The organism is Legionella brunensis (genome assembly GCF_001467025.1).
GTDB lineage: Bacteria > Pseudomonadota > Gammaproteobacteria > Legionellales > Legionellaceae > Tatlockia > Tatlockia brunensis.
In genome coordinates this window covers 377,826-403,494 of record NZ_LNXV01000029.1, presented here as the reverse complement: position 1 = coordinate 403,494, position 25,669 = coordinate 377,826, and the positions used below count along the sequence as shown (strand labels likewise).

The window sequence follows — 25,669 nt, the reverse complement described above, 5'->3', positions numbered from 1 at the left end:
TATTTATCTCTCTGATTCTTGTTGGCTTAGGCCAACTCTGGAGTCATGCCTATGCAATTCACCACAGAACGCGGCGCGCAAGATATTTTTATATTGTAGTTCATTAAAAAGAATAGGGTTCCCTTGGGATGACGGATCTTCGGTCGCCATTTTTGCAAGGCGCTCAATTTGGCGATCATCAATACCAATCCCAGTTAACGTATGTTCTATGCCCAAATCTTTGCGTATCGTTAGTACCCAATTTAAAAAACCATCAAAACCATTATTAATCTTAAGGTAAGTGGCTAATCGTGAAATTTTTTCCTCAATTGCTGTACGATTCGCTTGCAAGACATAGGGCATTAAAATGGCATTTAAGCGGCCGTGATGAGCATCATAAAGAGCACCTAATGGGTGGGCGAGTGCGTGCATAGCCCCTAAACCACGCTGAAATGCTGTTGCACCCATGGCAGATGCTACAAGCATTTGTGTACGAGCTATCAAGTCTTTTCCCTCTTTTACAGCGCGAGGTAAAAACTCTTTTATTAATCGAATTCCTTCAAGTGCAATACCCTCGGCCATCGGATGATAATAAGTAGCACAATAAGCTTCTAGATTGTGGGACAAAGCATCCATTCCTGTAGCTGCTGTTATGGGGGCAGGGAGAGCAACTGTAAGTTCAGGATCTAAAATGACAATACTTGGAAGCATTTTAGGATGAAAGATTATCTTTTTGAGTTGTTGTTGGGTATCAGTAATCACTGATGCTCGTCCTACTTCCGACCCTGTTCCTGCCGTCGTAGGTATCGCAATGACTGAGGCCATTGCAATAGTATTGACGCGCTTCCAATTGTCGCCAATATCTTCAAAATCCCACAGAGGTCTGGTTTGGCCAACCATTAAAGCCATGGCTTTGGCTGCATCTAAGGCTGATCCCCCTCCAAAAGCAATAACCCCATCATGCTTGCCAGCATGATAAACTGTAACGCCATCCATCACGTTTTCACCAGTAGGGTTTGCCTTAATCTGGCTAAATACTGAGATATGCAAGCCTGCGTCACGACAATTCTGCAGTGTCTTGTCAACGATTGGTAATGCTGCAAGAGTAGGGTCGGTGACTAAAAGAGGAGATTGGATACCTAGTGTGTGGCAGGCTGCGGCCAGCTCCTGAACACGCCCCGCCCCTACCCGCACAGACGTCGGATAGTTCCAATTAGCGATTAATGATAATGTACTCATGTTACTGGGTTCCTATTTATATGGAAAGACTTAGGCCGCGTAAGTGCTTCATATCCTAAAGAAGACAACGTACATCCGCGTCCGGAGTTTTTCACCCCTGTCCAGGCTAGTGCTGGATCAAGATAGTCACAACGATTGATAAAAAAAGTACCCGTTTGTAGTTGCTCACCAATCGCAACTCCCGCATCAATATCTTTGGTAAAAACAGCGGCAGTAAGCCCATAAGCACTATCATTCATGAGTGCAATAGCTTCATCATCATCGGCTACCGGCATAATGCCTACGACAGGCCCAAAAGATTCTTCAGTCATAAGGCGCATTTGATGGTTTACTTGCGTTAAAATTTGCGGTGCCATATAAGCAGAACCATGTTCATCCATGGGGAAGTCTTGTTTGTTAATGTGGGTTACAGCACCTTGGGCTACTGCTTCTGCAATTTGGCTGCGAACAAATTCTGCTGAAGAGGCGCGAATCAGTGGGCCTAATGTTGTTTCAGGATCATCCGGGCGACCAAGCTTGTATTGTTTGACTAAAGCAACTGCCTTACTGATAAATTTTTCATAGATATCATAATGGACATAGATACGTTCTATGCTACAGCAGGATTGACCAGAATTAAAAAACGCACCATCAATGGCAGTTTCTACTGCATGGGAAAGGTCCGCATCTGCTCGTACATAAGCGGGATCTTTGCCCCCCAGTTCTAAACCAATATTGAGGAAGCGTCCAGCGGCAGTACGCTCAACCATTTCCCCTCCGGTGACAGAACCAGTGAAAGCCACATAGTTAATGTGGGGAGATTGGATAACTTTTTCGGTATCAGGATGGGTTAAATGTAAGTATTGAAAAACGCCTTCTGGCAATCCGGCAAGTGTGAAAGCTTGCGCAAAACGTTCTGCCACCAGAGGAGTTTGTGCTGAATGCTTAAGTATTACAACATTGCCTGCCATGATGGCTGGAATGATGGCATTAACTGCCGTAAGATAAGGATAATTCCAGGGGGCAATGACTAATGTCACTCCCACAGGTTCACGTTTTATATAACGTAAAAATCCAGGCTTTTCTGGTAACTCAACAGCAGCAAGAGCAGTATTTGCGGCGGCAATCATATAGCGTGCGCGCTCTTCAAGACCCATTATTTCCCCTTGGGCGTAACGTATAGGTCGTCCCATTTGCCAGCAAATCTCTGTAGCTATTGCTTCCTTGTGAGCGACTAGAGCATCGATAGCTGCTGTACAAAATCTCTCGCGTTCAGCGATTGTTGTTAGCCGCCATTTTTTGTGAGCCATCTGAGCTTTAGTCAGAGCTGATTGGATATCTGTCGCACTGGCAAAAGGGCGTTCTACATAAATTGAGTTATCGATGGGAGAATAGGTCTTCAATGTATTGATCATTTTAAATCCAATTTAAATTATTTCAAAATAACGGTCCAATTCCCAATCCGTAATATGACGTCGGAATTCACGCTCTTCCCATTCACGTGACGCTGCAAAATGCTCAACAAAATCATTACCAAATAATGAGAGGGCTGCTTTTGAATTTCTTAATCGTTGTGCAGCCTCCCATAACGTTCGTGGTAAAGCCAGCTCTTCGTTATGATGTTGTGCATAGGAATTGCCTTTGATCTGTTCTTCGGGTTCCAGCTCATTTTCAATACCATATAAGCCTGATCCTAATGCTGCTGCTAAAGCCAAATAAGGATTAGCATCTGCAGAACCCAGACGATATTCAATACGCTGTGACTTATCACTGCCGGGGATGATACGCAAAGCAGTAGTCCGATTTTCCACACCCCAGGTCGCATCGGTAGGAGCCCAGAAACCAGGAATTAATCGTGTATAACTATTTATTGTTGGTGAAACCATCGCTAACAATTCAGGCATTAGCCTTTGCTGACCAGCTAGAAAATGACGCTGGATTTTGCTCATATTGTGAGGTTTCGTAGGGTCATAGAAAGCGGAGCCGCTGCCATCTTCATGCTGTAAGGAGAGGTGAATATGACCACTTTGCCCTGGATAGTGAGGAGACCATTTAGCCATAAAAGTGGCCATGGTGTTATTGCGCTGCGCTAAAACTTTCATAAAAGTTTTAAAGAGTGCTGCTTTGTCACCAGCAGCTTCAGCTTTGTCGACAGCGATGGCTGCCTCAATGACTCCTGGTCCTGTTTCAGTATGTAGACCTTCAATAGGAAAATCCATGACTTCGCTCATATTGAGTATTTGATGGTATAAATCAGCATGAACAGTATTACGGAGAATTGAGTAACCAAAAAAATCTGGTGTAATGGTTTTCAAATTACGGAAACCTTTGGCACGTACACTGTCTGGAGTTTCATCAAACATGAAAAATTCATATTCTAAAGCAGCATAAGCATCAAATCCCATCATGGCTGCTTTTTGAATTACGCGACGGAGTATGGCGCGAGGACACAATGCTTCCGCGGCTCCGGTGAATTCAGCCATAAACAGCAGTTGATTATTCTCAAAAACGAGCTCACGGCAGCTCTGAGGCAGAATACGCACGGAAGCATCTGGGTAACCAGTATGCCAGCCGGTATATTTTCCATTATCATAAAGTTTGTCTTTGGAGTCCCATCCTAAAATGACATCGCAAAAAGCAAAGCCATTTTCCAGTGCTGAGAAAAATTTTTTTCGGCTCATATACTTGCCGAGCATAACTCCATCGATATCAAAAATTCCAACTTTGACGTGGGTAAGATTGCGTTCTTCAACAATTCGTTGTGCATCTTCTGCTGTTCTGACATCTCTTGCATTTAACATCGCATTTCCTTTGCGTGAATTTTATTATTTCAAGATATTATCCTAGATTTAAGAATTGAATCTACTAATAAAATTCATGCAAAGGGATACTTCCTTATAGATACTTATTCTGTATTAATATTAATTTTCTAAACTTGCATCCATAGTGATTTTCGCTTTCATTAACTTAGAAACAGGGCAGCCTTCTTTCGCCTTGTTCGCTGCGCTTTGAAAAGCTTCCTTGCTAATATTTGGAATCTTGGCATGGACTTGTAAGTGAATTGCAGGGATAGAAAAACCATCGACGGATTTTTCCAATGAGACAGTTGCGGTGGTTTCAATTTTGTCAGCTTTCACACCCTCTCCCTCAAGTATCAGGGAAAAAGCCATGGAAAAACAACCTGCATGTGCTGCAGCAATTAATTCCTCAGGGTTAGTTCCTTGTCCTTCTTCAAAGCGTGTTTTAAAAGAATATTGTGTCCTGTTAAGAACACCACTTTCCGTGGAAATTAGCCCACTACCATCTTTTATCCCGCCGCGCCATTCTGCTGAACCTTTGCGTTGCATGATGCTCTCCTTAAATAAAAATCTAATATTGCCCAGTTTTGAGTTTTTTTGAAATAAAAATATTAATTTTCAAGCGGTAAAATAACGAAGATAGAGGTCACCTATAATTAATAGGAGAGGAGTAACACGGAAGAATGCTTATGGAACTGGATTTATATCATCAGAAAAGAGACTTTAAGAAGACTCCCGAACCCCATGGACGTGTTCATCGTGAGCAAAATTATCTTTTTATCATTCAAAAACATGCGGCAAGTCATCTGCATTATGATTTTCGCTTGGAACTTGATGGTGTCCTAAAAAGTTGGGCAATTCCTAAAGGACCTTGCTTAGACCCGAAAATTAAACGATTAGCAGTACATGTTGAAGATCATCCTATTGAATACGGTTCTTTTGAAGGGATTATTCCCAAAGGAGAATATGGAGGTGGCACCGTTATGCTTTGGGATGAGGGAACGTGGATACCATTGGATAAGGATCCTGCTAAAGCATACGAAAAAGGTCATTTACGGTTTGAGCTGGATGCAAAAAAATTGCATGGACGTTGGGATCTGATTCGCTTTAAAAGAGAGGAAAAATCATGGTTCTTGATTAAGTACAACGACGAATCGGCAAAATCTTTGGATGATTATGATATTACCGTTGAAAAGCCAGATAGTGTAAAGACAGAACAATCAATGGATGAAATTGCAGAAAACTATGAGAACATCTGGAGCGGTAAAGGCTCAGAAAAAGCTAACAAAAAGCCGAGAAAGAAGAGTATTGATGAGTTAATACCTTTGACACTTGAAAAAAGCGCTTTCCCGAAAAAGATTTCGCCTGAGCTGGCTACCCTGGTAGACAAACCACCTCAAGGTTCTGAATGGTTGCATGAAGTTAAGTTTGATGGTTATCGTATTATTGCCTTTAAAGACAATCAATCGATCTGTTTAATGTCCCGTAACCATATTGAATGGACGAAGAATTTCAACAATGTTGTTCAGGCTCTTAAAAAACTGCCCGTCAAACGGGCAATATTTGATGGCGAAGTTGTTCTATTAGATGAGAGTTATCGCTCGAGTTTCCAGCTTTTACAAAATGCAATGAAAGCAGATAAGGAATATCCTTTTATTTATAATATTTTTGATCTCCTTTATTACGAACAATTTAGCCTTAAAAATTTACCCTTGGTGCAGCGAAAAGCCATCCTAGAAAAACTCCTTTTTGCAGCATCATCTATACTGAGATACAGCGATCATATCATTGGTCGCGGTCAAGAGGTTTTTGAGAAATCCTGCCAGCTAGGTTTGGAAGGAATTATCTCTAAAAATGCTAACAGTACCTATCAAGAGAAACGAGCAAAATCATGGCTAAAGATAAAATGCATTCAACGCCAAGAATTTGTGATTGGTGGTTATTCTAAGCCAAAAGGCACAAGACAATATTTCCGGTCATTATTTCTTGGGTTTTTTAACGAAGAAGGTGAGTTAGTTTATTCAGGCAATGTTGGAACAGGTTTCACTGAGGCTTCATTAAAAGAAGTTTTTGAGGAGTTACAAAAAAATCTCTGTGATGGTAATCCTTTTGATACAATACCTTCTGGCAGTAAAGAGGCAACGTGGGTCAAACCAAAATTAGTGGCGGAGATTGAGTTTAGTGAATGGACATCGGAGGGAAAATTAAGACATCCAAGTTTTAAAGGTTTAAGGAAAGACAAAAAAGCTTCTTTAATCAAAAGGGAAGAAAAAGTGCCTGTAAAAAAGCTCAGGGTAAGAAAACCAAAAACAAACAAAATTACTCTTTCCAATCCTGAGAAGATTCTTTATGCAAAAGATAATATTACGAAACAAGATCTATTTAATTATTATGACGAAATCAGCTCATTCATTCTGCCTTTTATTAAGAACCGACCACTAACGTTAGTTCGTTGCCCTAATGGTTATGAAAAATGTTTCTATCAAAGACATTTTTATAAATCGACACCTAAAGAACTCTGTGCCATACCTATTGCAAATAAATCGGATAATGAAAGCGAGCAGTATATTTATCTAAAAGATAAAGCTGGTTTGTTGAGCCTTGTACAGATTGGTGTTTTAGAAATTCATCCTTGGGGTAGTCAGATTGATAATGTTGAGTGTCCAGATATGATTACGTTTGATTTAGACCCAGGCCCAGATGTGTTGTGGAAAAAGGTAGTTATGGCAGCTTTTGAAATTAAAAAACATTTAGAGGAGTTTAAATTAAAATGTTTTGTTAAAACAACAGGAGGAAAGGGGCTGCATATTGTTATCCCAATACAACCAGAATATGATTGGGCTAAAGTCAAAAATTTTACCAGTGTTTTTGTGGCTTTTTTAGAGAAAATTAACCCCGATGTCTATATAACAAATATGGCCAAAGCTAAAAGGAAGGGTAAAATATTCGTTGATTATTTGCGGAATCAACGGGGTGCCACAGCAATTAGTGCGTATTCCACACGGGCAAGACTACACGCACCTGTTGCTACCCCACTTCATTGGGATGAACTAACAGACGATATTAATGATACCTCTTATAACATCCATACCTTGCCTTTGAGGTTGAAAAAATTAAAAGGCGATCCTTGGAAAGAGTTTTGGACAATTAAACAATCGTTGAGGTTAAAGGAATTGTAATTCCTAAAGCGTACTTATAGACAATTCTGCTATTCTGTAAATATTGAATGTTCTTTTAGGAGTCTGGATGCCTAAAATAGAATTACCAGTGTTTCCAACCGAAGAGTCGATTACATTTTACCCCAGTATGGCCGCTTATAAAAAAGGTGAGTCTCAAAAGAAGTCGATCTCTGAAATTGAACATATCTTCCAGGAACATCGCCACCTTGAGAGGTTTAAATGGACGAATAATCCTGTTGTTGAGTCTAATGGAGCAATTCCTGATGACAAAGAGCTGACGTTTACAGGATTTAATTTTAAATCTGCAAGATTTGCTCAGGAAATACCTCCAAAAAAGATGCAAGTTGATACATCAAGCTTGGCTATCGTTTATTTTGGCAAAAAAATAGGTTATGGGGTTATTGCAATCAAACCCATATCCAAATTCCAATGGCTTTTATTTAATGGCGAAACTAAAAAACTAACTGAAGAAGAAATGACGGTCTATATGGATAATAACCCTTATATAAGCGCTATACCTGATACTTTAAGAGGGGGAACCATCCTATTTGATACCCGAAGTGTAGGAGGGTATTCAAGTCTAATTTTGGCGAGTCCTAATACTTCTTATTTAGCCGAGTTAAAAGAACAAAATATAGACAACTTGAGTGATGTGGGTGAGGCAAATTTTGTTGGTAAACTAGTTAAAATTAATGGCGAAGTACAGATAGGGCTTTTAGCTTGTCGAGATATTGAACCTGGAGAGGTATTGCTATCAGATTATGGAAAAACGTATTTTATGCAATTTGTAGGCTCCTTTGCTGTATTAAATAAAGATGGAACTTTAGCTTCCGCGGAGATTCAAACATTGGTAAACAAAAAGGCCTGCGAATTTGTTTTAAACAGAAATACGGATACAAAACTTGATAAGAGTATTATCGAGATTCAGAGCCGAATTAACAAAAAGCAATTTGATTATAAAGACACTTACGCGCCCCGAATATTTTATAAATGGGAGACCTTTGTAGTTTATCCTGACGTTTGTGATGATTTATTGGAGTTAGCCCATACGATGGTTGAAAAAGGGAATAATGTCGAAGCAAAAGATGTATTATGTTTAGCTGACGCAATTAATCAAAAATTTACATCAAATTTAAATCATCGAGAGGCCGTCGCTGAACAAATTAACGATTTACAGCTAAGTATGTGGCACTTGATGCCCTAAGATAACCTCATTAGAAGATAATTTTGATAAAACACTTGTGCAATAAATAATTCAATGCTATCAGGGAGAAGTACCTCTGATACAAAAGCGAAACATGAGAATTGTAATTAAAGTTGGAACGCAAAGTATTTTATCCACAGATGGAACACCTTTTGAGACAGTGATGCTTCATTTGGTTGAACAGATTGTATTCCTGCAAAAAGCAGGGCATCATGTTGTGTTGGTAAGTTCTGGTGCTGTTGCTTCAGGTCGTAAAAAAGCCTACCAATTTCTTGGACGGCAATACGGCAGTTCAATCGGCGAAAAACAGGTTTTGGCTTCATTAGGTCAATATGAACTGATGCATCTTTATGCCTCGATGTTTAAAACTCACCATATACTTGCTTCCCAAATACTGCTAACAAAACAAGATTTCCAAACGAGACAGCATTATTTAAATATTTCCCGATTACTTCGCGAAATAGTAGAGCAGAAAAACATAATTCCTATTATCAATGAAAATGATAGCGTTGCTATTGAAGAGCTTATGTTCACTGACAATGATGAATTAGCAGGGCTTATTGCTGCTCAGATGAATGCCGATAAACTAATTATTTTGAGTAATGTTGAGGGCGTTTATACAGGACACCCTGAAAATCTTGATTCAAAGCTTATCGCAGTTATTGATCCTCAAAATGGTTGGCCTGAGGTTTCTGCGGCTAAAAGTCTCCATGGCAGAGGTGGTATGACTAGTAAACTTAGTACTGCTCGCAACATGTCAAACCTTGGAATTACAACGCATATAGCAAACATCAATCATTCTTATGTCATCACACGGATTATCAAAGATGAAGTCTTGGGGACTACTATTTTGCCCAGCAGAAAAAAGTCAAATATCAAGAAATGGATTGCTTATAGTAGTGACAAAAATACCGGTTCAATTTCAATCAATTCACGTTTGTATGAAATTATAAAAGAAAACAAACGTGTCGTTAGCATACTACCTGTTGGTATCGAGAAATGTGATGGGAATTTCAAACGGGGAGATTTAGTTGAAATACTCACTCTGGATAATCAGAAAATAGGGGTTGGGATTGCCAGATATGATGCTATTAAATTAAATGAATATTTAGGGCAACAGGGTAAACCCGAATTTATTCACTACGATCATCTACATATTTTTTAGGAGTATTTGATGATAGACGAGGTGATTAATCAGCTGAAACTTGTTAAGACATCCAGCTATAATTTAATGCTTCTTGAGGAGGAAAAGCGTAAAAGTGTCTTGCTAACTTTGGCTAAACAGCTACGTGAAGCTGTTCATGAAATCATTGCTGAAAATCAGAAAGATTTGGCATTGATGGATGAGGCAGATCCAAAATATGATAGGCTCCTTTTGTCGGAAGAGCGTATTTATTCAATTGCCAATGATGTTGATTTGGTTGCAAGTTTGTCGCATCCTCGTGCCGCTATTATCGCTGAAAGAAAGTTGGCTAATGGTCTGAAAATTAAAAAAATTTCAGTCCCATTAGGTGTTGTATCAATTATTTATGAATCAAGGCCTAATGTGACCATTGATTCCTTTGCCTTATGTTTCAAAACAGGCAATGCTTGCATATTAAAGGGCGGTAAAGAGGCTTATCACAGCAATCAATGTTTAGTATCACTTATCCAGAAAGCGCTTAAGTATCATGGACTTGATAATCATCTTATCTATCTACTACCCGCAGAGCGAGAGGCAATGAATACCTTGTTAAATGCCACGGGTTTGGTGGATGTATGCATTCCGAGAGGTAGTCAGGCATTAATTGATTTTGTACGCAAAAATGCTCGAATCCCTTTTATTGAAACAGGAGCTGGTATTGTTCATACCTATTTTGATTTAAGCGCCAATGTAGAAAAGGGACGGCTAATTATTGACAATGCCAAAACAAGACGGGTAAGTGTTTGCAATGCTTTGGATACCTTAATTATTCATGAAAAGCGTCTATCTGATTTGCCGTTACTTGTGGAAATACTCGCACAAAAAAAGGTGGAAATTTTTGCTGATGAGCTAGGCTATAAAGAGCTTGAATATGTTTATCCTAAGGAATTACTCCAACGAGCAAAGCCAGATGATTTTGGGCAAGAGTTTTTATCTTATAAGATGTCTCTTAAAACCGTAGCTTCTGTTGAAGAAGCTGTTGAGCATATTATGAAATATTCTTCGGGGCATAGCGAAGCTATTATTGCTGAAGATAAAAAAGCGATTGATTATTTTCTTGAACACATTGATGCAGCTGCAGTTTATGTCAATGCATCAACCGCATTTACTGATGGTGGGCAATTTGGAATGGGGGCTGAAATTGGGATTAGTACGCAAAAATTGCATGCACGAGGCCCGATGTCTTTAGATGCATTAACAAGTTATAAATGGGTTGTTTGGGGGGATGGGCATATTCGAACATAAAGTGAGACCTTCTTGGCAGCTAAGCTGAACTTTACGCATTTCTATTGATACGTGTGGAGTTAGAAAAAATAATTGTATCATAGGGCGATTTCTGGTTATGAGGCTCCTTCCCGTCCCATAAGAAATCATGTGAATGGGTATGATGTTCATCATGAGTATGACTATGGTTATGAATCATCGATTCATGTGTATGTTCGTGTTCATGATACTCAGTAAGGTGTAATAAAACCCCAATACTCATTAAAATAGTAGCAATCCAAAAAGTAAGCGTTGTGGGTTCATTAAAGAATATAATTGCTATTGCAGCACCTATAAAAGGTGCCGTAGAAAAATAGGCGCCTGTTCTTGCTGTTCCGAGTCCCCTTAAGGCAAGCACGAATAATACAAGACTGGCACCATGACCTAAAAATTCAATGGATAAGGCATAAAATAGTAGGACTCCTTTTTATATTTCTAAGTAAGAGCCTGTATTTCTACCATAGAAGAACTTGTGATTCCCAGGCGACTTGCAGCAGCATTAGAAAGATCTATTATTCGCGTACTATAAAAAGGGCCACGATCATTAATACGAACCACCACTGTTCGTCCATTTTTTACATTCTTAACTCGTAGTCTGGTATTAAACGGAAGCGTAGGATGTGCAGCTGTCATAGAATACATATTGTATCGCTCTCCATTAGATGTCTTATGATGATGGAGATGTTTATTATAAACCGAAGCTAGTCCTCGTGCTTTATATCCTTTTGCTGATCTAAGAGGAGTATATACTTTACCCTTAACTTTATAAGAAGCTATTTCATGTCCTAGAGGCTTTGTTTTCATACAGGCGGTTAAGCTAAATAATAATCCTGTAATGACAAAATATTGCATAATTTTTATGTCTAATCTCATGCTTATCCTCAAATACCAAATGAGCCTGGAAACATAGCATATTGATTGAAGTCTGGCGACATATCATTGAATACTGAGATACTATTGGAAAGTTGGATATATCTCAGTAACGGTTAAAAGAATCACTATTCGTCATGTAGGTCGTTGACTTCATCAACAACGTCCATTATTAGCAGGTGACTCATTGGTACAGGTCAAAGATTTGCAAACAGATGCACCGGATTGGAATGGATTAACGTCTCGTCAGTCAAAAAATTCCTTTATCATAATAAAGTAGGGGGGATTTAGACCAATATTTAGAAAAAGAGAAGCTCAAGAAGATGAGCCGTTATTTGTAACACGCTATGAAACGCGGCTGCAAACTTAAGATGTATATCGGATATGTCAGCTAGTTTTAAAGCAAGCACTAACATTTTTACCTGAACAAGAAAAATTTTGCTTTTACTCCACATAAGTTAAGACATACTTTTTTGAAGAAAGTGAGTGATAAGCATGGGGTTCATTTTGCTCAAGGACTAAGTGGGAATGTCTCAATTAAAGAAATTTTTTGCTATGCTAAACCTAGGCAAGATAGATGATGCAAACGATTGAAGATTTATTCACTTGATTTTGCTTGAAATTGACATTTTGAATTAATCTTTTCATTTTTTTACAACATCCATGATAATAAACAAAACGTTTTACTTTGAGCCACAAAGCTTCTGTTTAATTCCTTTGCAAGTGCACAGATGTTTACTTTATTACCCTTTGAATTCATATAGCTGTAAAACAAGTTTCGTGAGATTCAATAAAAGCCCACTTCATATTGGCCAAGTACTCCTTTTTGATTACAAAATCTTTTTAAGTATGTTATCGGCAGAAAATGCTGACGCTTTTTGCCATACGAACCTCATATTAAAATTTTAGATACTATATATCTAATTATAGTTTGAAATTTTAAAATACGGCAATTTGCCGTATAATTAAGATATAAATAGGAGATATATGCGATGGCACATTTATCTAAACATTCAAAAGAAGTTGAGCGATTGGAGGCTAGGATAAGCTCTGAAAAAAAAGCAGTTTTAAAAAATGCCGCCACTCTTAGAGGTATTAGTCTTACTGATTTTGTCGTGAACTCGGCTTATGAAGCAGCACAACGTGTAATCGAGGAATATGAACAGCTTAAATTATCGCAAGCTGATAGAGCTATTTTTATTCATGCTTTGTTAAATCCACCCAAGCCCAGTGAAAATTTGATGAAAGCCGCTAAACGATATAAGAAGGATGTTCAATCTAAATGATAGAAAAGCAAGAAGAATATGTAATTGAGCAACTGGGTAAACATAATCGGACAGCTTTTTCTTGTGGAAGAATTGAACTTGATCGTTATCTTCAGACTCAAGCAAGCCAAGACATTAAAAAAAATATGTCAGTGACTTATGTTTTAACTCAGCAAGATAAAGAGGCAGTTTTAGGGTATTACTCAATTTCAACAATAGGGATATTTCCTGGAGAATTGCCGGAAGATTTAATTAAAAGATTGCCCAAATATCCACTAGTACCTGGAGTTTTATTGGGAAGATTGGCAGTAGATGAAAAATATAAAGGTAAGGGATTAGGAGGTTTACTTTTAGTCGATGCTTTAAAGCGAAGTTTAGCAGTAAGTAAGCAAATTGGAATCAATACCATAATAGTTCAAGCTAAAGATGATAATGCTATAAAATTTTATAAACATTATGGATTCATAGCATTCTCAGAAAACAAATTTAAATTATTTTTGCCTTTAAAAACAATCCAAGAATTATTGGAGTAGCACAGGATGATAGCTATAAATTCTATAGGACAAATGTTAATAAGTAATGCACAAATGACAAGGGGCGGTTAATAAGCTAGGAATATTAAGCTTAAAGTAAGTACTAAAGTCTAATCGGACCTTTCATTGAAACAGTATTCGTAGCATCCAACGAAATCAAATTCACATTTTCCATTATCTTGCTGCTCCATGTTTTATAAGGAAAAGGAATGAGTAAAAAATAATTGGTCAGCGCTTATACCGGCTTCATTAGCATCTCATGCTGGATTAGACAGAACTACAGTCCATAGTCGAGGCAAATTGTCTTAACAACGAATCAATCACTTGGTGGTATTTGCACCCTTATAATTGGCGTGTAGTTAGTTATCATACTGATCAAGGAAGGCAATCTCATGCTATTCATTGTGGTGAGGGTGATGTTAACTCAAATTTGAAAACTACTTAACATTATTTATTTTATTTTCATTTAATTTGTCTGAAGAAAAATAGTATGTTAGTTCTATTTTTTGAATGAAGAGGAAAAGATGGTAAGTGGTGGATCAAGACATTAAGTCGGATTATTTGGAAAACTAAATCCAGGAGGAGAGGAAAGGTTTGGCTCGCAAATAAGCATTAATAAGTATTAATCGTTCAATCAAACTTATGGAAGAGATTTTGTCTAACGTTAACAACGTCGTTTATGAGCAATTAACTCTTCAAGCGTCAGAAATTAGGCTTACTGTGGAGAAATTTTGAATTTTTTTAAATCATAAATATACCCAAAAACTTCACCTTCTGAGTTTAACAATATTCCAACACTGCTTCTATAAGTCCAAATAAGATTTTTTTCTCATCTCTAGCGACGCTATAAATCTAAACGCCAGGGATTCTTTAGAAGCATTGGGTGGCCATACAACATAAACAGGAATGGATTCAACCTGCCAATCAGGCCGGGCTTCTTCTGCTTTAAGTTATTGCTGAAATAGATATTTTTACAATAGAGCCAATTAAAAATTAAACTGACCATAGCATAAATATCCAGCTGTTATCATCAATAATAAACCCATGGTAAAATTAAAGATCCGTAGACTATAATGCTCTTTTAGTAAGTGCGACACTTTATCGCCCAAAATTGCCCAAACGCCCAGCGAAATAAAACATACAATAAAATAAATAATGGTAAATGTTAAAAATGTACCATAGCTTTCTGCACTGGAGAAAATTGAGGCTCCAGACCCACAAGCAATCCATGCTTTAGGATTTATCCATTGAAGTAAAAAACCTTCGTAAAATTTAGGGGTATCCTTCTTGCGTACTTCCAACGCTGGCTTTGAAGAAGCTATTTTATATCCCATATAAATAATATATACCGAGCCTGCAATTGCTAGATAGGTTATAAAAAATGGGTAGGCATTAATAAATTGCGAAAAGCCCAACCCAATAAAAAGCAATAATAAAGTAAAGCCTGCGGTCGCCCCTGACACGTAAGGAATAGTTCTCTTTATTCCATAACTAATGCCAGAAGAAAGAATAATCATATTCACCGGTCCTGGCGTAATTGACATGACCAACGAAAATGAAAACATTGCTAATAAGAGTTTCATTGTTGTCCTTATGTGTGAAAACTATCTTAATAATCCCAGACTACCAGTAAATTTACTTACGACTTTCATCTCGCCATACAGCGCCAAACCTAGATATTCTAAGTGCTCAATCGGAGTGTTCTCATATTGACGGATATAGTCTGCGTAACTTTTAGTTGTTTGGGTTGCAGTAATTAAATCAATCACCATTAGGTCAGGTTCATAAGCTTTTACTGCTTGGCGCATTTCTTTAAGCAACAGGCCGTTGCTTTTTAAAATTGGGATGGCCATTGTTGTAATTCCATGATGGTAATCTCCCGCATTATCTTTGTGGTCATGGCCAACAATTTCTGGAATCATCTTACCTAAGTTAATCGATAGTACTGCTGCTGTATTTGCAATGACTCCCACTGGTAAATCGTGATCAATCACTATCACACATTTCTTGACTGCTAAATCTTTGTTATTCACACACTCCTCCTAAAAAACCGCACATTTTGTGCTGTATTAATATAGTATCATCTCGAGCATAGAATGATTAGATGATATAATTAGAATTGATTATTCGATAGGATAATATAATGATTGATGAATTGCGGGCATTGGCAATCTTCGCCAAAGTGGTAGAAGCAGGCTCATTTCGTTCAGCAGCGAATGCACTAAAACTTTCACCTTCTGTTGTGAGTCACCATGTGGCACAGCTAGAGATGCGACTTGGCGTCGCTCTGCTTTATCGATCCACGAGACGGCTCTCTCTCACCTATGATGGCGAAAAATTATACATGAGTGCGGAAGCTATGTTATCGGCCGCAGAAAAGGGGCTGAATAGTGTTGCATATCACGCCACTGAACCAACTGGTAAATTAAATTTGACGCTCCCAGCAATGCTGACACGAAGTCCTCTTGTTGATGATATTACTGCATTTGCCAAGGAGTTCCCAAAAGTAGCCCTTTCAATAAGCTTTAGCGACATACAACAGGATTTGATTAGGGAAGGCATCGATCTTGCGATTAGAATAGGCGAGTTAAAAGACAGTACTTTAAAATCTAAAAGACTCTTTACTATGACACGTAAACTCATCGTTGCTCCTGCTTTAATGAGCGAGCATAAAACACCACAACGGCCGCAGGATTTAGTCAAATGGAATTGGATAGGGCTCAAAATGCGACCAAACACCAAGACGTTGAAGCAAAAGAGCAAAACTTGTTTAATAAATTTTGAACCAAGGATCATCGTCGACAGCATGGATGCAGTTTGCCAATTGGCCATTGCTGGGTTAGGCCTAGCAACTCCGCCTGCGTTTCTTGTAGCTGATGCTATCCATCAGGGATATCTTGTTGAACCCCTTCCTGATTGGCAGGTTGAATCCATTCCTGTTTATGTTGTATGGCCACCCAATGTTTCTAAAGAATCTCTGACGTTTAGATTTATGGCGTTCCTGGAGATGAGAAAAAAATCTTATTTGGGCTTATAGAGTGTCGGTGAATCTAGCATAGTCTTGCAACTCTAAGCGTTTTAACCATGTTTCTGTATTATTATTATCCATTTTGTTTAATATTACCTTAATCCTTCGCTGATATCATAAATGTCCAAATCACTCTCAAGAGATAGCAATGAGCAAACCAGTTATTCACTATTTATGGGTAGGTTCTCCTACCAAAACAGACCCTTCTGCTGTTGCTGGCCATGATATTGCTGGTCCTATTAAGATGGCTAAAGAATTAAAAAGACAGGCAAAATCAGGGGAGGAGATTAATCCAGTAAAATTCTGGTGCCTGGCAAAACATGCTGAATTCTATCGACGACAGTTTAAGTCAGAAGGTGTCAATATACAGGTTTGCTCCATAGAGGGATTACTAAGGAAAGAAAGTAGCGGTGACTTAGCAGATCGCGTCAAATTTGTGCAAAGCTATATGGCTGAATCTTTAGAAAATGAGAAAGATGTAAAGCAAAGGGTCGCATTCAAAGATCTCTTTTCGTTATTGTTGTTAGTCACTCAGGGCGGGTATTTTTTTGATACCAATGTTTTTCCTGAAAAAGATAAGACGATTTCTCTACTAGGAGAGCCGACGGTAACTACGGCTAAATCAGGTTTTCAGCAATCCAATGATTTTTATATGATGTATTCGCCCACGCGTGCTCATCCTATTATGTTAAAGATTTTTGATGCTTGGAGGAAAACCCCAGGGTTGGGTAACCTAAGTGCATTTAGTGTAGATAAGATACCTTATTTTGATTTTGATAAAGAAATGGGAGTAAAAAAGACGAGTTATAAGTCTTATTGGAATGGAGATGCCCGTGGTTTATTCTATTGGCTTGATCGACGACCAGAAGAATTCGAAGAAAATCTTAAGTTTGGCGACATTAATCAACAAAGAACATATCCTTCAAGTGCAAAAGCCCTTCATGATTTTAGTTTATGTTACCTAAAACCCCCAGTGACTGAAGAAGCGCTATTATCGATGCCTTTTACTACTAATGAAGCATACGTAGCGAGTGGCATTGATAAACTTTATTATGTCAATAAGAGCACGAAGACCTGTGTTCTTGTCTACAATGAGAGCACCACTCTTTTTGATATATTCCCTAGCGCCCATTCAACTTCTAAAATTGAATTAGCAGAGCCCTCTAGCATACTACGGATAATAGATGCCGTTGAAAATCCTTGTAATGGTATGCCTATCCCTAATGTAGCGAATTGCCATCCTGAATATATCATTAACACAAAAAACTGCACTCTTTTGCACCAGGCCGTGTTAAATAACAACGTTGGTCAGGTTAAATCATTACTGAAACATGGTGCTCGTCTGGATTTAATAGCTACTTACCAAATTAAACCATCGGGTAAAATTTTAGAAGTCACACCAGGACAACTTGCCAAATACCTCAAGTATGAAGAAATGGCTTTTCTACTACAGGCTCATGAAAACCAAGAGACTCCTGCAGAGCACCCTGCACTAATGGAAGAAAATGAAAACGAATCAAAGATTAACAAAGAAAAAATTGTAGAGATTTTAGATACGTTGATTGCAAATATTAAAGAAGGGAAAGGGGGAAGATTTGCCAAATTTAAATTAGGTATTGATGCTAAAGTTGGAAAATTAAATGATATTGCTCTACGAGTTCTAGACGCTGAAAACATCAATGAGCAAAAAATATTGCAAGAGATACGTAATGTTTGTGCGGAAAAGCGTAATCCTCTTGGCTTTTTTAAACCTCATAGCTTAGCTGAGTTTGAGGAAATGGTCAGCGAGAATCAGCTAAAACACGGTTGATGCTGCCCTTAACTGAAGGTTAAATTGTTTTGCATCTCACTTAATTCATCTTCATCCAGTGGGAAATCTACAGTCCATGGTTTAATGGGGCGGGGCAGGATAGTTTCTGTGCAGTGCATTTCTAGAGTTTTTGCTGAAATATGGTGGATATTGAATTCCTTGGCTAATATTTGCTGTCCTTCATCGAAGCTGGTCAAGTCTTTTTGAATGGATTCAGTACCATCTTGTTTTGAAAATTTTAATTGCTTTGATTGTACATCCCAAATTAATGATTTGCGGCCATGCTCAGTGATAACGCCAACGACAGTTTTAGTATCGCGGATCGAAATTGTAGTTGGGTGGCATTGAAGTTTAAGTAAATTCAGTTCTGCTGTTTTTTGGCTTATGGGTAGCAAATCAGTTTGTATTAATCGAAGCCAGCCTCTGCTGGTTTTTTTTTCGAGAACATAGACATCGTCGGTGGGGTAAAGCTTAAACTCATCCTCATTTTGCATAATCGGCTCGTTTTCACCAGTAATAAGAATCGGAAAGCGAGGAGCATTAGAACCAAGACCTGGGTCGAGTAGAAATTTCTTCTCATTAACGGTAACAACTAAGATGAGATGTGTAGGGGGCAGCGCCATTAATTCAGGTGAATTGACAGGAGCTCCTACTAGAACACGTGCTGCACAAAATTCAACTTTATATCCCAGTTGTTCTGATGCATCACATAGTAGTGCGGCGGTTTGGTAGCAATATCCATCATGCTCAGAAGAAAGCAAATTCTCATAGCTAAAGAAAGACAAGGTGTTTCTCTGAATGGGGTGCTGCCGAGCGATGCTGCGCAATGCGAAATTAGAATAGGGAAAAGTCTTAATATGTGCGAAATAAAGATCTTTTAAATAATTAATTTTTTCTTCTGTTGATAAATTAACTGGCGAAGGGAATTTAATATTTATTGTTTGCAGATAATGCTTTAAGTTAATATTTTTCATATCAAATTCCATAAAGATATTGTTCATAGCATTATACCTAATAATTTTATTTCAGGTAGTGCCCATTTTATTAATGTTTAATGATTAAACAATAAATGCTCGTAGACGATATAATAGTTACTATGAACTTATATCGGAGCTTCTTATGTTCTTTTTAAAAAAGAAAACCAAGTATAAGGATAAAGAATTTGATATTTTTGATAATAAGATAAATCACGTTTCTTATGGTGCGAGAAGACAATTTTCCAAGAGAACTTATGATGAGTCCTATCTATGGACTAGCAACCTTACGGCATGTGTAGGGGTTGGTTTGGTTTATCAAGAGGGTAAAAGCTCCATGCTTGAACTATATCATTCTGCTGGTGAGCATAACTTGGAATATGTAGATATCAAAGAGGCTTTGGAGAAAGAAAATGATTTCGTTAGCATGTTATTTCATTTTTTAAAACAAATAGATGACACGCGGGGTTTAACAATTTATGTAGCCTGTGACCCTATGCACAGTAATCCAGAACGAGATGAGAGATACATTTATGAGGCGCTTAATAAGTGTATAAAATATATTAATCAAAGCCAGTCAAAATCACTTCCACCTGTAAGCTTTACCAATATCAAATCGATTGAAGTGCAGGCAGGAACTTTTTTTGTTACTACAACAGGTAAAACTGGTACTATAGTCGAAGCGCTTTCAGAGTCATTGAGTGAGATTAGAAGACTTTTTGCTGATGAAAAAAGCCTTGGTAATTCAGCTTTATATGGAGAATACTTAAAATTAAATACCAAAATTGAAGGTAAAGAGTTAGATTCTTTTGCAACGGAAAAATCCTTTTTCGAAAATCTACAACAACTGGCATCTGATTTTTTATCAACAAAGCACTCTTCTCAAGAATATGCAGCGGAAAAATTGGCAATAAAACTGGTTTCCTGGAACTTATTTCTTAATAAACCAGACAAACAGCTGTTTAAAAGTTGGCAGGAAAAACATGTAGACACCTCCTATGAGCCTCCTTCTCCATAAAATTACAGAATATTATGACTTATGGCATGTGTTTTTCATTCATTTGCAATGGAGGCATTAGATGAGGGGCATGTTTTTTATAGATCCATACAGATATTATAAAAAATAATGCCATACCTATAAAATCTAAGAAGTAATTTTGAAACATTAAATGAATGATGACCAATATCAAAAAACTTCGAAAAAACTCCGTATACTTAATGTTAATAATAACACCGTGATTTAACAAGACACCAATTAAATAAAGGGTGGTCAAAATAAAAAAAGCGAGCATCCAGCTTAAAGAAGAATGCAGATTAAAAAACATTAAATAATAACTAAAGATTAAAACGCCCATAAAAAGATTAAGCAAGATATAGGTGGTGGGGTATTGAAGGTCTCTTTTGGTTATATTGTTTTGACGGGTGGGTAATGATTTATTTAAACGATGGATTATCCATTCTGGGGGCATAAAAAACGCTAAAAGTCGCTCCCATATTGTCGGCAAATTTTTTCCATAAAGAAAAGTATCATAAAGAACTTTAATGTTTGCATAAAAAGGATTCCATGACGAAAGTGGTTCAGTGGTTCCATAATCTGCAGAGATAGTTTCAGGTTCAAAAGTTCCAAATAACTTATCCCAGACAATGAGACTTCCTGCATAATTTTTATCAATATATTTTTCATTTTTGCCGTGATGTACACGATGGTGTGAAGGAGTATTGAATATAATTTCAAACCATCCCATTCGTTTAATTAACTTGGTGTGGATCCAAAACTGATAAAGCGTATTTGCTGAAGAGACTAGCAAAAACATCCAAGTGGGAAAGCCAATGAAAGCCAGTGGTAAATAAATTATCCAGGAAAATAAGGTCTGTACAATGCCTTGTCTTAGTGCAACCGATAAGTTGTATTGTTCACTTTGATGATGTACGGCATGTCCTGTCCACAAGAAATTACAGCGATGGCTTGCTCGATGAAACCAATAGTACAAAAAATCCACACCAATCCATAAAAGGAGCCAAGCATAAATAGACTTTGGATTGATCGAGAAAAAACTGTAATGCTGGTAAAAGTAGTTATAGCTAAAAATGAGCAAGCCCATTAGTGGCAAGGTAGAAGCTTGCTCAAGTATCCCACAACTAATGTTATTGGCAAAGTCATTGAGGTGGTAGATGCGCTCTTTGCGAATGACGGAAATCCAATATTCAACTGCCATTGATATTAAAAAAACAGGAATGGCCAGGGCAATAAGATTAATTTCCATATAAATTGGATAGGATGAAATATGAGAAAACAATAATTCATAAAACTGTCAAAGGCAACAAGTAGTACTTTTTGTGCAATACTTGTGGTATTGGAATTTATATGAGGGGCAATAATGAAGAAGCTATGCAGATTTGTGATAGGAACAACGATGTCAATGATGTTGATTACTTTAGCTTCTGCTGCAACAAGTTGCTTTGACGAAAAAAAAATAATCCCGATCACTAAAGAGCTTAGAGCGGCTTTTCAACAGGACTTTTGTGTCAACGAAATTAAGCCTGCACATTTGGAATGGATTTACAAAACAGCTTTACCCCAAATTATCAATAAATCATTTCTGGGTGTTGAACCGCCTCCTAATTGGCAAATGTTAAGTGAAGAAGTAGTCCGCGACTGTTTTAAAGCAGGAAATTTGTGTGAGCGCGAAACTCAGCAGCAGTTTGGTATTTGTCTACAAGTAAAATTACCGATTATTTTAATGCAACTCGGGCCATGGTTTACTGAAAATTGCAGTAAAATCAATGATGAAGTTATCGGTCATTGGCCTGAAAAAAAGGGGCAAGTTTTAGATCTTTTAAAACAATTTGAGGTGCAATCTAAAACTTAGTCTAAATTTGCCTGCCCGTATAAGCGGACGGTTGAATTAGAATGTGGGATATTGATTTATATCAAAAGTGCTTGCTTCTGTGGCAATATTATGGACTGCCTCAATTGCGCTTGATTCCTTAAAGAAGGTAAAAAGACCTGCACCAAGCCCTAAAGTACTACTGATTGCAACCACTGAAATAGCAGCAGTTTCTGCGGCAAGTAACCCTGTTATAAAAGCGCCAGGACCTGACCATAACCCTAGAGCAAACCCTAAAGCAAAACCAAGTGTTGCAGCAAGCAGCGTCACAAAAGCTGTTGCTGCAATGGCAAAAACAGCCTTCATCACTTGTGGGTATCTTTCTAAATGTCGACCGCATTCCGTAGTAAAATGTTCAATAGCTTTCTCTTTAGCGGACTCATCTTCAAAATCATTGGCCATAAGTTTGCGGATAAGTGCTGAGGTTTCTTTGGCAATGGCTTCGTATTTTGCAGTAGGTAAATGTTGAGTGTGTTGATGTAAATTGTCGATTGCACTATACAAGAGTGACGTAGGGGGTAATGAATCCCTAAGACTAATAAGCTTTGGCTCATAAGCGAAATGTGCTAATAAATTCATAAGATGAGTGATATTGGTATTGCTTTTAGCAGAGGTTGCCACACGAGCAAAAAAATTGCCTTGGATGGTATTTAAAAGCATCTCAGCTTTGTTATTTTTCTCTGCAACACTGTCTTCTTCTAAGAGATCAGCTTTGGTGCCAACAAGGATAATTTTCTTCCCTGGATTATTTTCATTAAATTGCCGTAAATCTTTTTGAATTTTTTCGACGGTCACATCTTTGCCACTGTCTATTTTTGTTAAGTCAATACAATAAACGCCTACATCTGCGTTATGAGAAAAAATAGAGAATGTAGAATTTATAATATTCTCTTCACCGGCATTATCCCATAACATTAAAGAGCGGTTTTCATCAAGCAACAACTGCAAAAAATCCATGGCAAAAGTTGCTCTATATTTTTCCTCAAATGGCAGTGAACAAAGTTGACAAAGTAACTGCGTTTTTCCGCTTTGCGCTTCACCCATAAAGATAATTCGACGTGAATCCATAATAATCTCAGCAATAAAAAATGGCAGATCATAGTACAGAGTGACCCAATGATGATCATTTAAAAATTACAATAGGTTACGAGAGACTCAGGATTGGTTAACATCTAATTAATTGATTATTGGGAGGATGCATGAAAACAATCTTAATCACAGGTAGCAATCGCGGTCTGGGATTGGAATTTATTAAGCAACTCAGTCAGCAAAAAAACCGCCTTATAGCTACTTGCCGAGCCCCAGAGCAAGCTAAAGAATTGCAACAATATGCGAAATCCAAGAATAACATTTCTATTTATCCCCTTGATATCACGGATGACCAACAAATACAGTCTTTAGCAAAGGAATTAAAAAATGTTTCGCTTGATTGGATTATCAATAATGCAGGCATTAGTGGTCAGTCGGGAGTTACTGTGGGTAATATTGAGCGTAGCAATTTTTTAGAAGTGATGAATGTGAATTGTTTAAGTGCCCTTAAGGTGAGTGATACATTTTTGCCTTTTTTATTGAGAGGAGAAGATAAATTAATTGTTAATATTAGCTCACGTTTAGGAAGTATTAGTGATAATGAATGGGGACGTAGTTATGCTTATCGAGCGAGTAAAGCTGCTCTCAATTGTGTAATGCGTTCTTTTGCGCTTGATGTGATGAAAGAAGGTATTAAGGTTATGCTATTAAATCCTGGATGGGTAAGAACAGGAATAGGTGGCGTGAATGCAGAGCTTGATGTGCAAAAAAGTGTTCGGGCTATGTTGGAAGTTATTAAACAGCATAAAAAACAAAGTCATGCGGAAGTGTTGCGTAATTACAATGATGAAATCATTGGCTGGTGATCTTGATAAGAGCTGAATTACCTGTTTTAAGTTTTCTTTTATGGCCTATCGCATTAATATTACGTTTATTTTTTAGTATTCAAGCGTAAGCGAAGGATCTCGGCAGATTTTGAGGAAAAAGAATGAATCAAAAAGTTTTTGTAAACCGCATCTTAAATATGAGGAAAATCAAGTACATTGGCTTGGATATGGACCATACCCTCATACGTTATAATACAAAAAATTTTGAAACTTTGGTTTACAAACTTGTTGTGGAGAAATTAATTAATGACAAGCATTATCCACCTGAGATTCGAAAGTTTAAATTTAATTTTGATAGTTCCATCCGTGGCTTAATCGTTGATAGTAAAAATGGCAATATTTTAAAACTCAGTCGTTACGCAGCTATTCGACAAAGTTATCACGGTACTAAAGAAATTAGTTTTGTTGAGCAGAAAAAAATATATCGTAGTATTTATGTGGATTTAAAAGATCCTAATTATATTGCCATTGATACCTCATTTTCTATTGCATTTTGCGTCCTGTATAGTCAACTTATTGATCTTAAAGATGAGCAGCCCAATGATTTGCCGACCTATTCAGGCATTGCGTTGGATGTGTTAAGTGCCGTTGACAAGGCACATGCTGATGGGAGTTTAAAAGATTATATTGCTCAGCATCTCGATGAATATGTTTTAAGGGAAAAAGAAGTTGTCGAGGGACTCAAGCGCTACATTCGTTATGGAAAAAAATTTTTCCTGCTCACCAATTCTGAATACTCTTATACGAATGTTCTATTGGAATATGCACTGACTCCTTTTATGAAAAAAGGTGAGAGTTGGAGAGATCTTTTTGAGTTTGTTATTACTTTGGCCCATAAACCACGTTTCTTTTATGATAATTTAAGATTTCTTTCCATTAATCCTGAAGATGGCACAATGTCAAATGTCTATGGGACTATCACACCTGGCGTTTATCAAGGTGGTAATGCAAGAAAATTTACCGAAGATTTAGCAATTAATGGGGATGAAATTTTATATCTTGGAGATCATATCTATGGTGATATCCTTCGTTTGAAAAAAGATTGTAACTGGCGTACAGCTCTTGTTGTTGAGGAGTTAGGTGAAGAAATTGCATCGCAGAAAAAAGCATTACCTGTTGAAAAGAAAATTATTGAAGCAATGAATGTTAAAAAAGTCTTGGAACAAAAAAATATTGAACTTTATACCCGCGGTATTGAAGAAGAGTCGACAGAATATGATGAGCAAATTGCCGAAATACAAAAGCAAATTTCTACTTTAGACATTGAAATTGCCAAATTACTACGAGAAGAACAGACCTTCTACAATGCGCATTGGGGACGTGTTTTTCGTGCTGGTGCTGAAGAAACGTATTTTGCATATCAAGTCGAGCGCTATGCTTGTATCTATATGGAAAAATTTTCAGATTTGCTTGAGCATTCTCCAATGACTTATTTTCGGGCTAACAGGCGCTTGCTGGCTCATGATATGGAAATCTTAACCCAGCCTTTATTATTTTAACGGCTCAATGGGGAAAACCATTGAGCTAGCCAACGCACCTATTACAATCTATCGTGAGTGAT

At 37.6% G+C, this 25,669-nt stretch carries 23 protein-coding genes; 12 read left to right on the top strand and 11 right to left on the bottom strand.

The features are described from left to right. Positions 1-3: 3 nt before the first annotated feature. The 4 genes from Lbru_RS10530 to Lbru_RS10515 form a co-directional block, all read right to left on the bottom strand. Positions 4-1,218, bottom strand: coding sequence for an iron-containing alcohol dehydrogenase (locus Lbru_RS10530; protein ID WP_058442090.1), 1,215 nt, complete (start codon positions 1,216-1,218; stop codon positions 4-6). Continuing rightward, a complete protein-coding gene (locus Lbru_RS10525; RefSeq protein ID WP_058442089.1) occupies positions 1,215-2,612 on the bottom strand; it encodes an aldehyde dehydrogenase family protein in 1,398 nt (465 codons plus the stop codon). The genes Lbru_RS10530 and Lbru_RS10525 overlap by 4 nt, the downstream gene beginning before the upstream one ends. 12 nt (positions 2,613-2,624) lie before the next feature. Continuing rightward, positions 2,625-3,998, bottom strand: coding sequence for a glutamine synthetase family protein (locus Lbru_RS10520; RefSeq protein WP_058442088.1), 1,374 nt, complete (start codon positions 3,996-3,998; stop codon positions 2,625-2,627). Positions 3,999-4,118: 120 nt separating this feature from the next. After that, the gene (locus tag Lbru_RS10515) at positions 4,119-4,544 is read right to left on the bottom strand and encodes an OsmC family protein (protein WP_058442087.1); all 426 of its coding nucleotides are present in this window, start codon (positions 4,542-4,544) and stop codon (positions 4,119-4,121) included. A gap of 134 nt (positions 4,545-4,678) precedes the next feature. Here Lbru_RS10515 and ligD point away from each other — a divergent pair, with 134 nt between their 5' ends. The 4 genes from ligD to Lbru_RS10495 all read left to right on the top strand — a co-directional run bounded on the left by ligD (position 4,679) and on the right by Lbru_RS10495 (position 10,806). Further along, entirely contained in the window at positions 4,679-7,174 is a 2,496-nt protein-coding gene (gene ligD / locus Lbru_RS10510; RefSeq protein WP_338011172.1) for a DNA ligase D, read from the top strand. A 67-nt stretch (positions 7,175-7,241) separates the two neighbouring features. Beyond that, positions 7,242-8,378 carry an SET domain-containing protein gene (locus Lbru_RS10505; RefSeq protein ID WP_058442085.1) on the top strand — a complete coding sequence of 379 codons (1,137 nt, stop codon included), beginning with the start codon at positions 7,242-7,244 and terminating at the stop codon, positions 8,376-8,378. A gap of 94 nt (positions 8,379-8,472) precedes the next feature. Further along, positions 8,473-9,543 (top strand): glutamate 5-kinase, encoded by a 1,071-nt coding sequence (gene proB / locus Lbru_RS10500; protein ID WP_058442084.1) that lies wholly within the window; start codon positions 8,473-8,475, stop codon positions 9,541-9,543. Positions 9,544-9,552: 9 nt separating this feature from the next. Then, positions 9,553-10,806, top strand: coding sequence for a glutamate-5-semialdehyde dehydrogenase (locus tag Lbru_RS10495; RefSeq protein WP_058442083.1), 1,254 nt, complete (start codon positions 9,553-9,555; stop codon positions 10,804-10,806). A 31-nt stretch (positions 10,807-10,837) separates the two neighbouring features. Here the strand turns inward: Lbru_RS10495 and Lbru_RS10490 are convergent, their stop codons facing one another. Together Lbru_RS10490 and Lbru_RS10485 are read right to left on the bottom strand one after the other, a co-directional pair. Beyond that, the gene (locus Lbru_RS10490) at positions 10,838-11,182 is read right to left on the bottom strand and encodes a DMT family transporter (protein WP_058442082.1); all 345 of its coding nucleotides are present in this window, start codon (positions 11,180-11,182) and stop codon (positions 10,838-10,840) included. A 77-nt stretch (positions 11,183-11,259) separates the two neighbouring features. Continuing rightward, on the bottom strand, positions 11,260-11,628 hold the full coding sequence (locus Lbru_RS10485) for a septal ring lytic transglycosylase RlpA family protein (protein WP_238583867.1): 369 nt from the start codon (positions 11,626-11,628) through the stop codon (positions 11,260-11,262). A 1,058-nt stretch (positions 11,629-12,686) separates the two neighbouring features. On the opposite strand from Lbru_RS10485, the gene Lbru_RS10480 reads away from it, so the two are divergent. Beyond that, a complete protein-coding gene (locus Lbru_RS10480) occupies positions 12,687-12,980 on the top strand; it encodes a type II toxin-antitoxin system TacA family antitoxin (protein WP_058442080.1) in 294 nt (97 codons plus the stop codon). Further along, the gene (locus Lbru_RS10475; RefSeq protein WP_058442079.1) at positions 12,977-13,492 is read left to right on the top strand and encodes a GNAT family N-acetyltransferase; all 516 of its coding nucleotides are present in this window, start codon (positions 12,977-12,979) and stop codon (positions 13,490-13,492) included. Before Lbru_RS10480 ends, Lbru_RS10475 begins: the two co-directional genes overlap by 4 nt. 986 nt (positions 13,493-14,478) lie before the next feature. Here Lbru_RS10475 and Lbru_RS10470 read toward each other — a convergent pair. Continuing rightward, a complete protein-coding gene (locus Lbru_RS10470; RefSeq protein WP_058442078.1) occupies positions 14,479-15,075 on the bottom strand; it encodes a LysE family translocator in 597 nt (198 codons plus the stop codon). Positions 15,076-15,096: 21 nt separating this feature from the next. Beyond that, positions 15,097-15,525 carry a DUF2000 domain-containing protein gene (locus tag Lbru_RS10465; RefSeq protein ID WP_058442077.1) on the bottom strand — a complete coding sequence of 143 codons (429 nt, stop codon included), beginning with the start codon at positions 15,523-15,525 and terminating at the stop codon, positions 15,097-15,099. Positions 15,526-15,635: 110 nt separating this feature from the next. On the opposite strand from Lbru_RS10465, the gene Lbru_RS10460 reads away from it, so the two are divergent. Both Lbru_RS10460 and Lbru_RS10455 read left to right on the top strand, forming a co-directional pair. After that, positions 15,636-16,529, top strand: coding sequence for a LysR family transcriptional regulator (locus Lbru_RS10460; protein ID WP_058442076.1), 894 nt, complete (start codon positions 15,636-15,638; stop codon positions 16,527-16,529). 139 nt (positions 16,530-16,668) lie between these two features. Continuing rightward, a complete protein-coding gene (locus tag Lbru_RS10455; protein WP_058442075.1) occupies positions 16,669-18,330 on the top strand; it encodes a hypothetical protein in 1,662 nt (553 codons plus the stop codon). An 8-nt stretch (positions 18,331-18,338) separates the two neighbouring features. On the opposite strand, the gene Lbru_RS10450 is transcribed toward Lbru_RS10455, so the two are convergent. After that, the gene (locus Lbru_RS10450) at positions 18,339-19,304 is read right to left on the bottom strand and encodes an arylamine N-acetyltransferase (protein WP_058442227.1); all 966 of its coding nucleotides are present in this window, start codon (positions 19,302-19,304) and stop codon (positions 18,339-18,341) included. A 145-nt stretch (positions 19,305-19,449) separates the two neighbouring features. Here Lbru_RS10450 and Lbru_RS10445 point away from each other — a divergent pair, with 145 nt between their 5' ends. Beyond that, positions 19,450-20,322, top strand: a complete 873-nt coding sequence (locus Lbru_RS10445; protein ID WP_058442074.1) for a hypothetical protein — start codon at positions 19,450-19,452, stop codon at positions 20,320-20,322. Between the two features lie 19 nt (positions 20,323-20,341). On the opposite strand, the gene Lbru_RS10440 is transcribed toward Lbru_RS10445, so the two are convergent. Beyond that, positions 20,342-21,568: a sterol desaturase family protein gene (locus tag Lbru_RS10440; RefSeq protein WP_058442073.1), complete on the bottom strand. Its 1,227-nt coding sequence runs from the start codon at positions 21,566-21,568 to the stop codon at positions 20,342-20,344. A 114-nt stretch (positions 21,569-21,682) separates the two neighbouring features. Between Lbru_RS10440 and Lbru_RS10435 the strand changes: the two genes are divergently transcribed. Then, the gene (locus tag Lbru_RS10435; RefSeq protein ID WP_131793482.1) at positions 21,683-22,174 is read left to right on the top strand and encodes a hypothetical protein; all 492 of its coding nucleotides are present in this window, start codon (positions 21,683-21,685) and stop codon (positions 22,172-22,174) included. A gap of 36 nt (positions 22,175-22,210) precedes the next feature. Here Lbru_RS10435 and Lbru_RS10430 read toward each other — a convergent pair whose 3' ends face one another. Next, positions 22,211-23,260 (bottom strand): ADP-ribosylation factor-like protein, encoded by a 1,050-nt coding sequence (locus Lbru_RS10430; RefSeq protein ID WP_058442071.1) that lies wholly within the window; start codon positions 23,258-23,260, stop codon positions 22,211-22,213. Between the two features lie 131 nt (positions 23,261-23,391). Between Lbru_RS10430 and Lbru_RS10425 the strand changes: the two genes are divergently transcribed. Beyond that, positions 23,392-24,087 (top strand): SDR family oxidoreductase, encoded by a 696-nt coding sequence (locus Lbru_RS10425; RefSeq protein WP_058442070.1) that lies wholly within the window; start codon positions 23,392-23,394, stop codon positions 24,085-24,087. A 122-nt stretch (positions 24,088-24,209) separates the two neighbouring features. Beyond that, the gene (locus Lbru_RS10420; RefSeq protein WP_058442069.1) at positions 24,210-25,607 is read left to right on the top strand and encodes an HAD-IG family 5'-nucleotidase; all 1,398 of its coding nucleotides are present in this window, start codon (positions 24,210-24,212) and stop codon (positions 25,605-25,607) included. Positions 25,608-25,669: the final 62 nt, after the last annotated feature.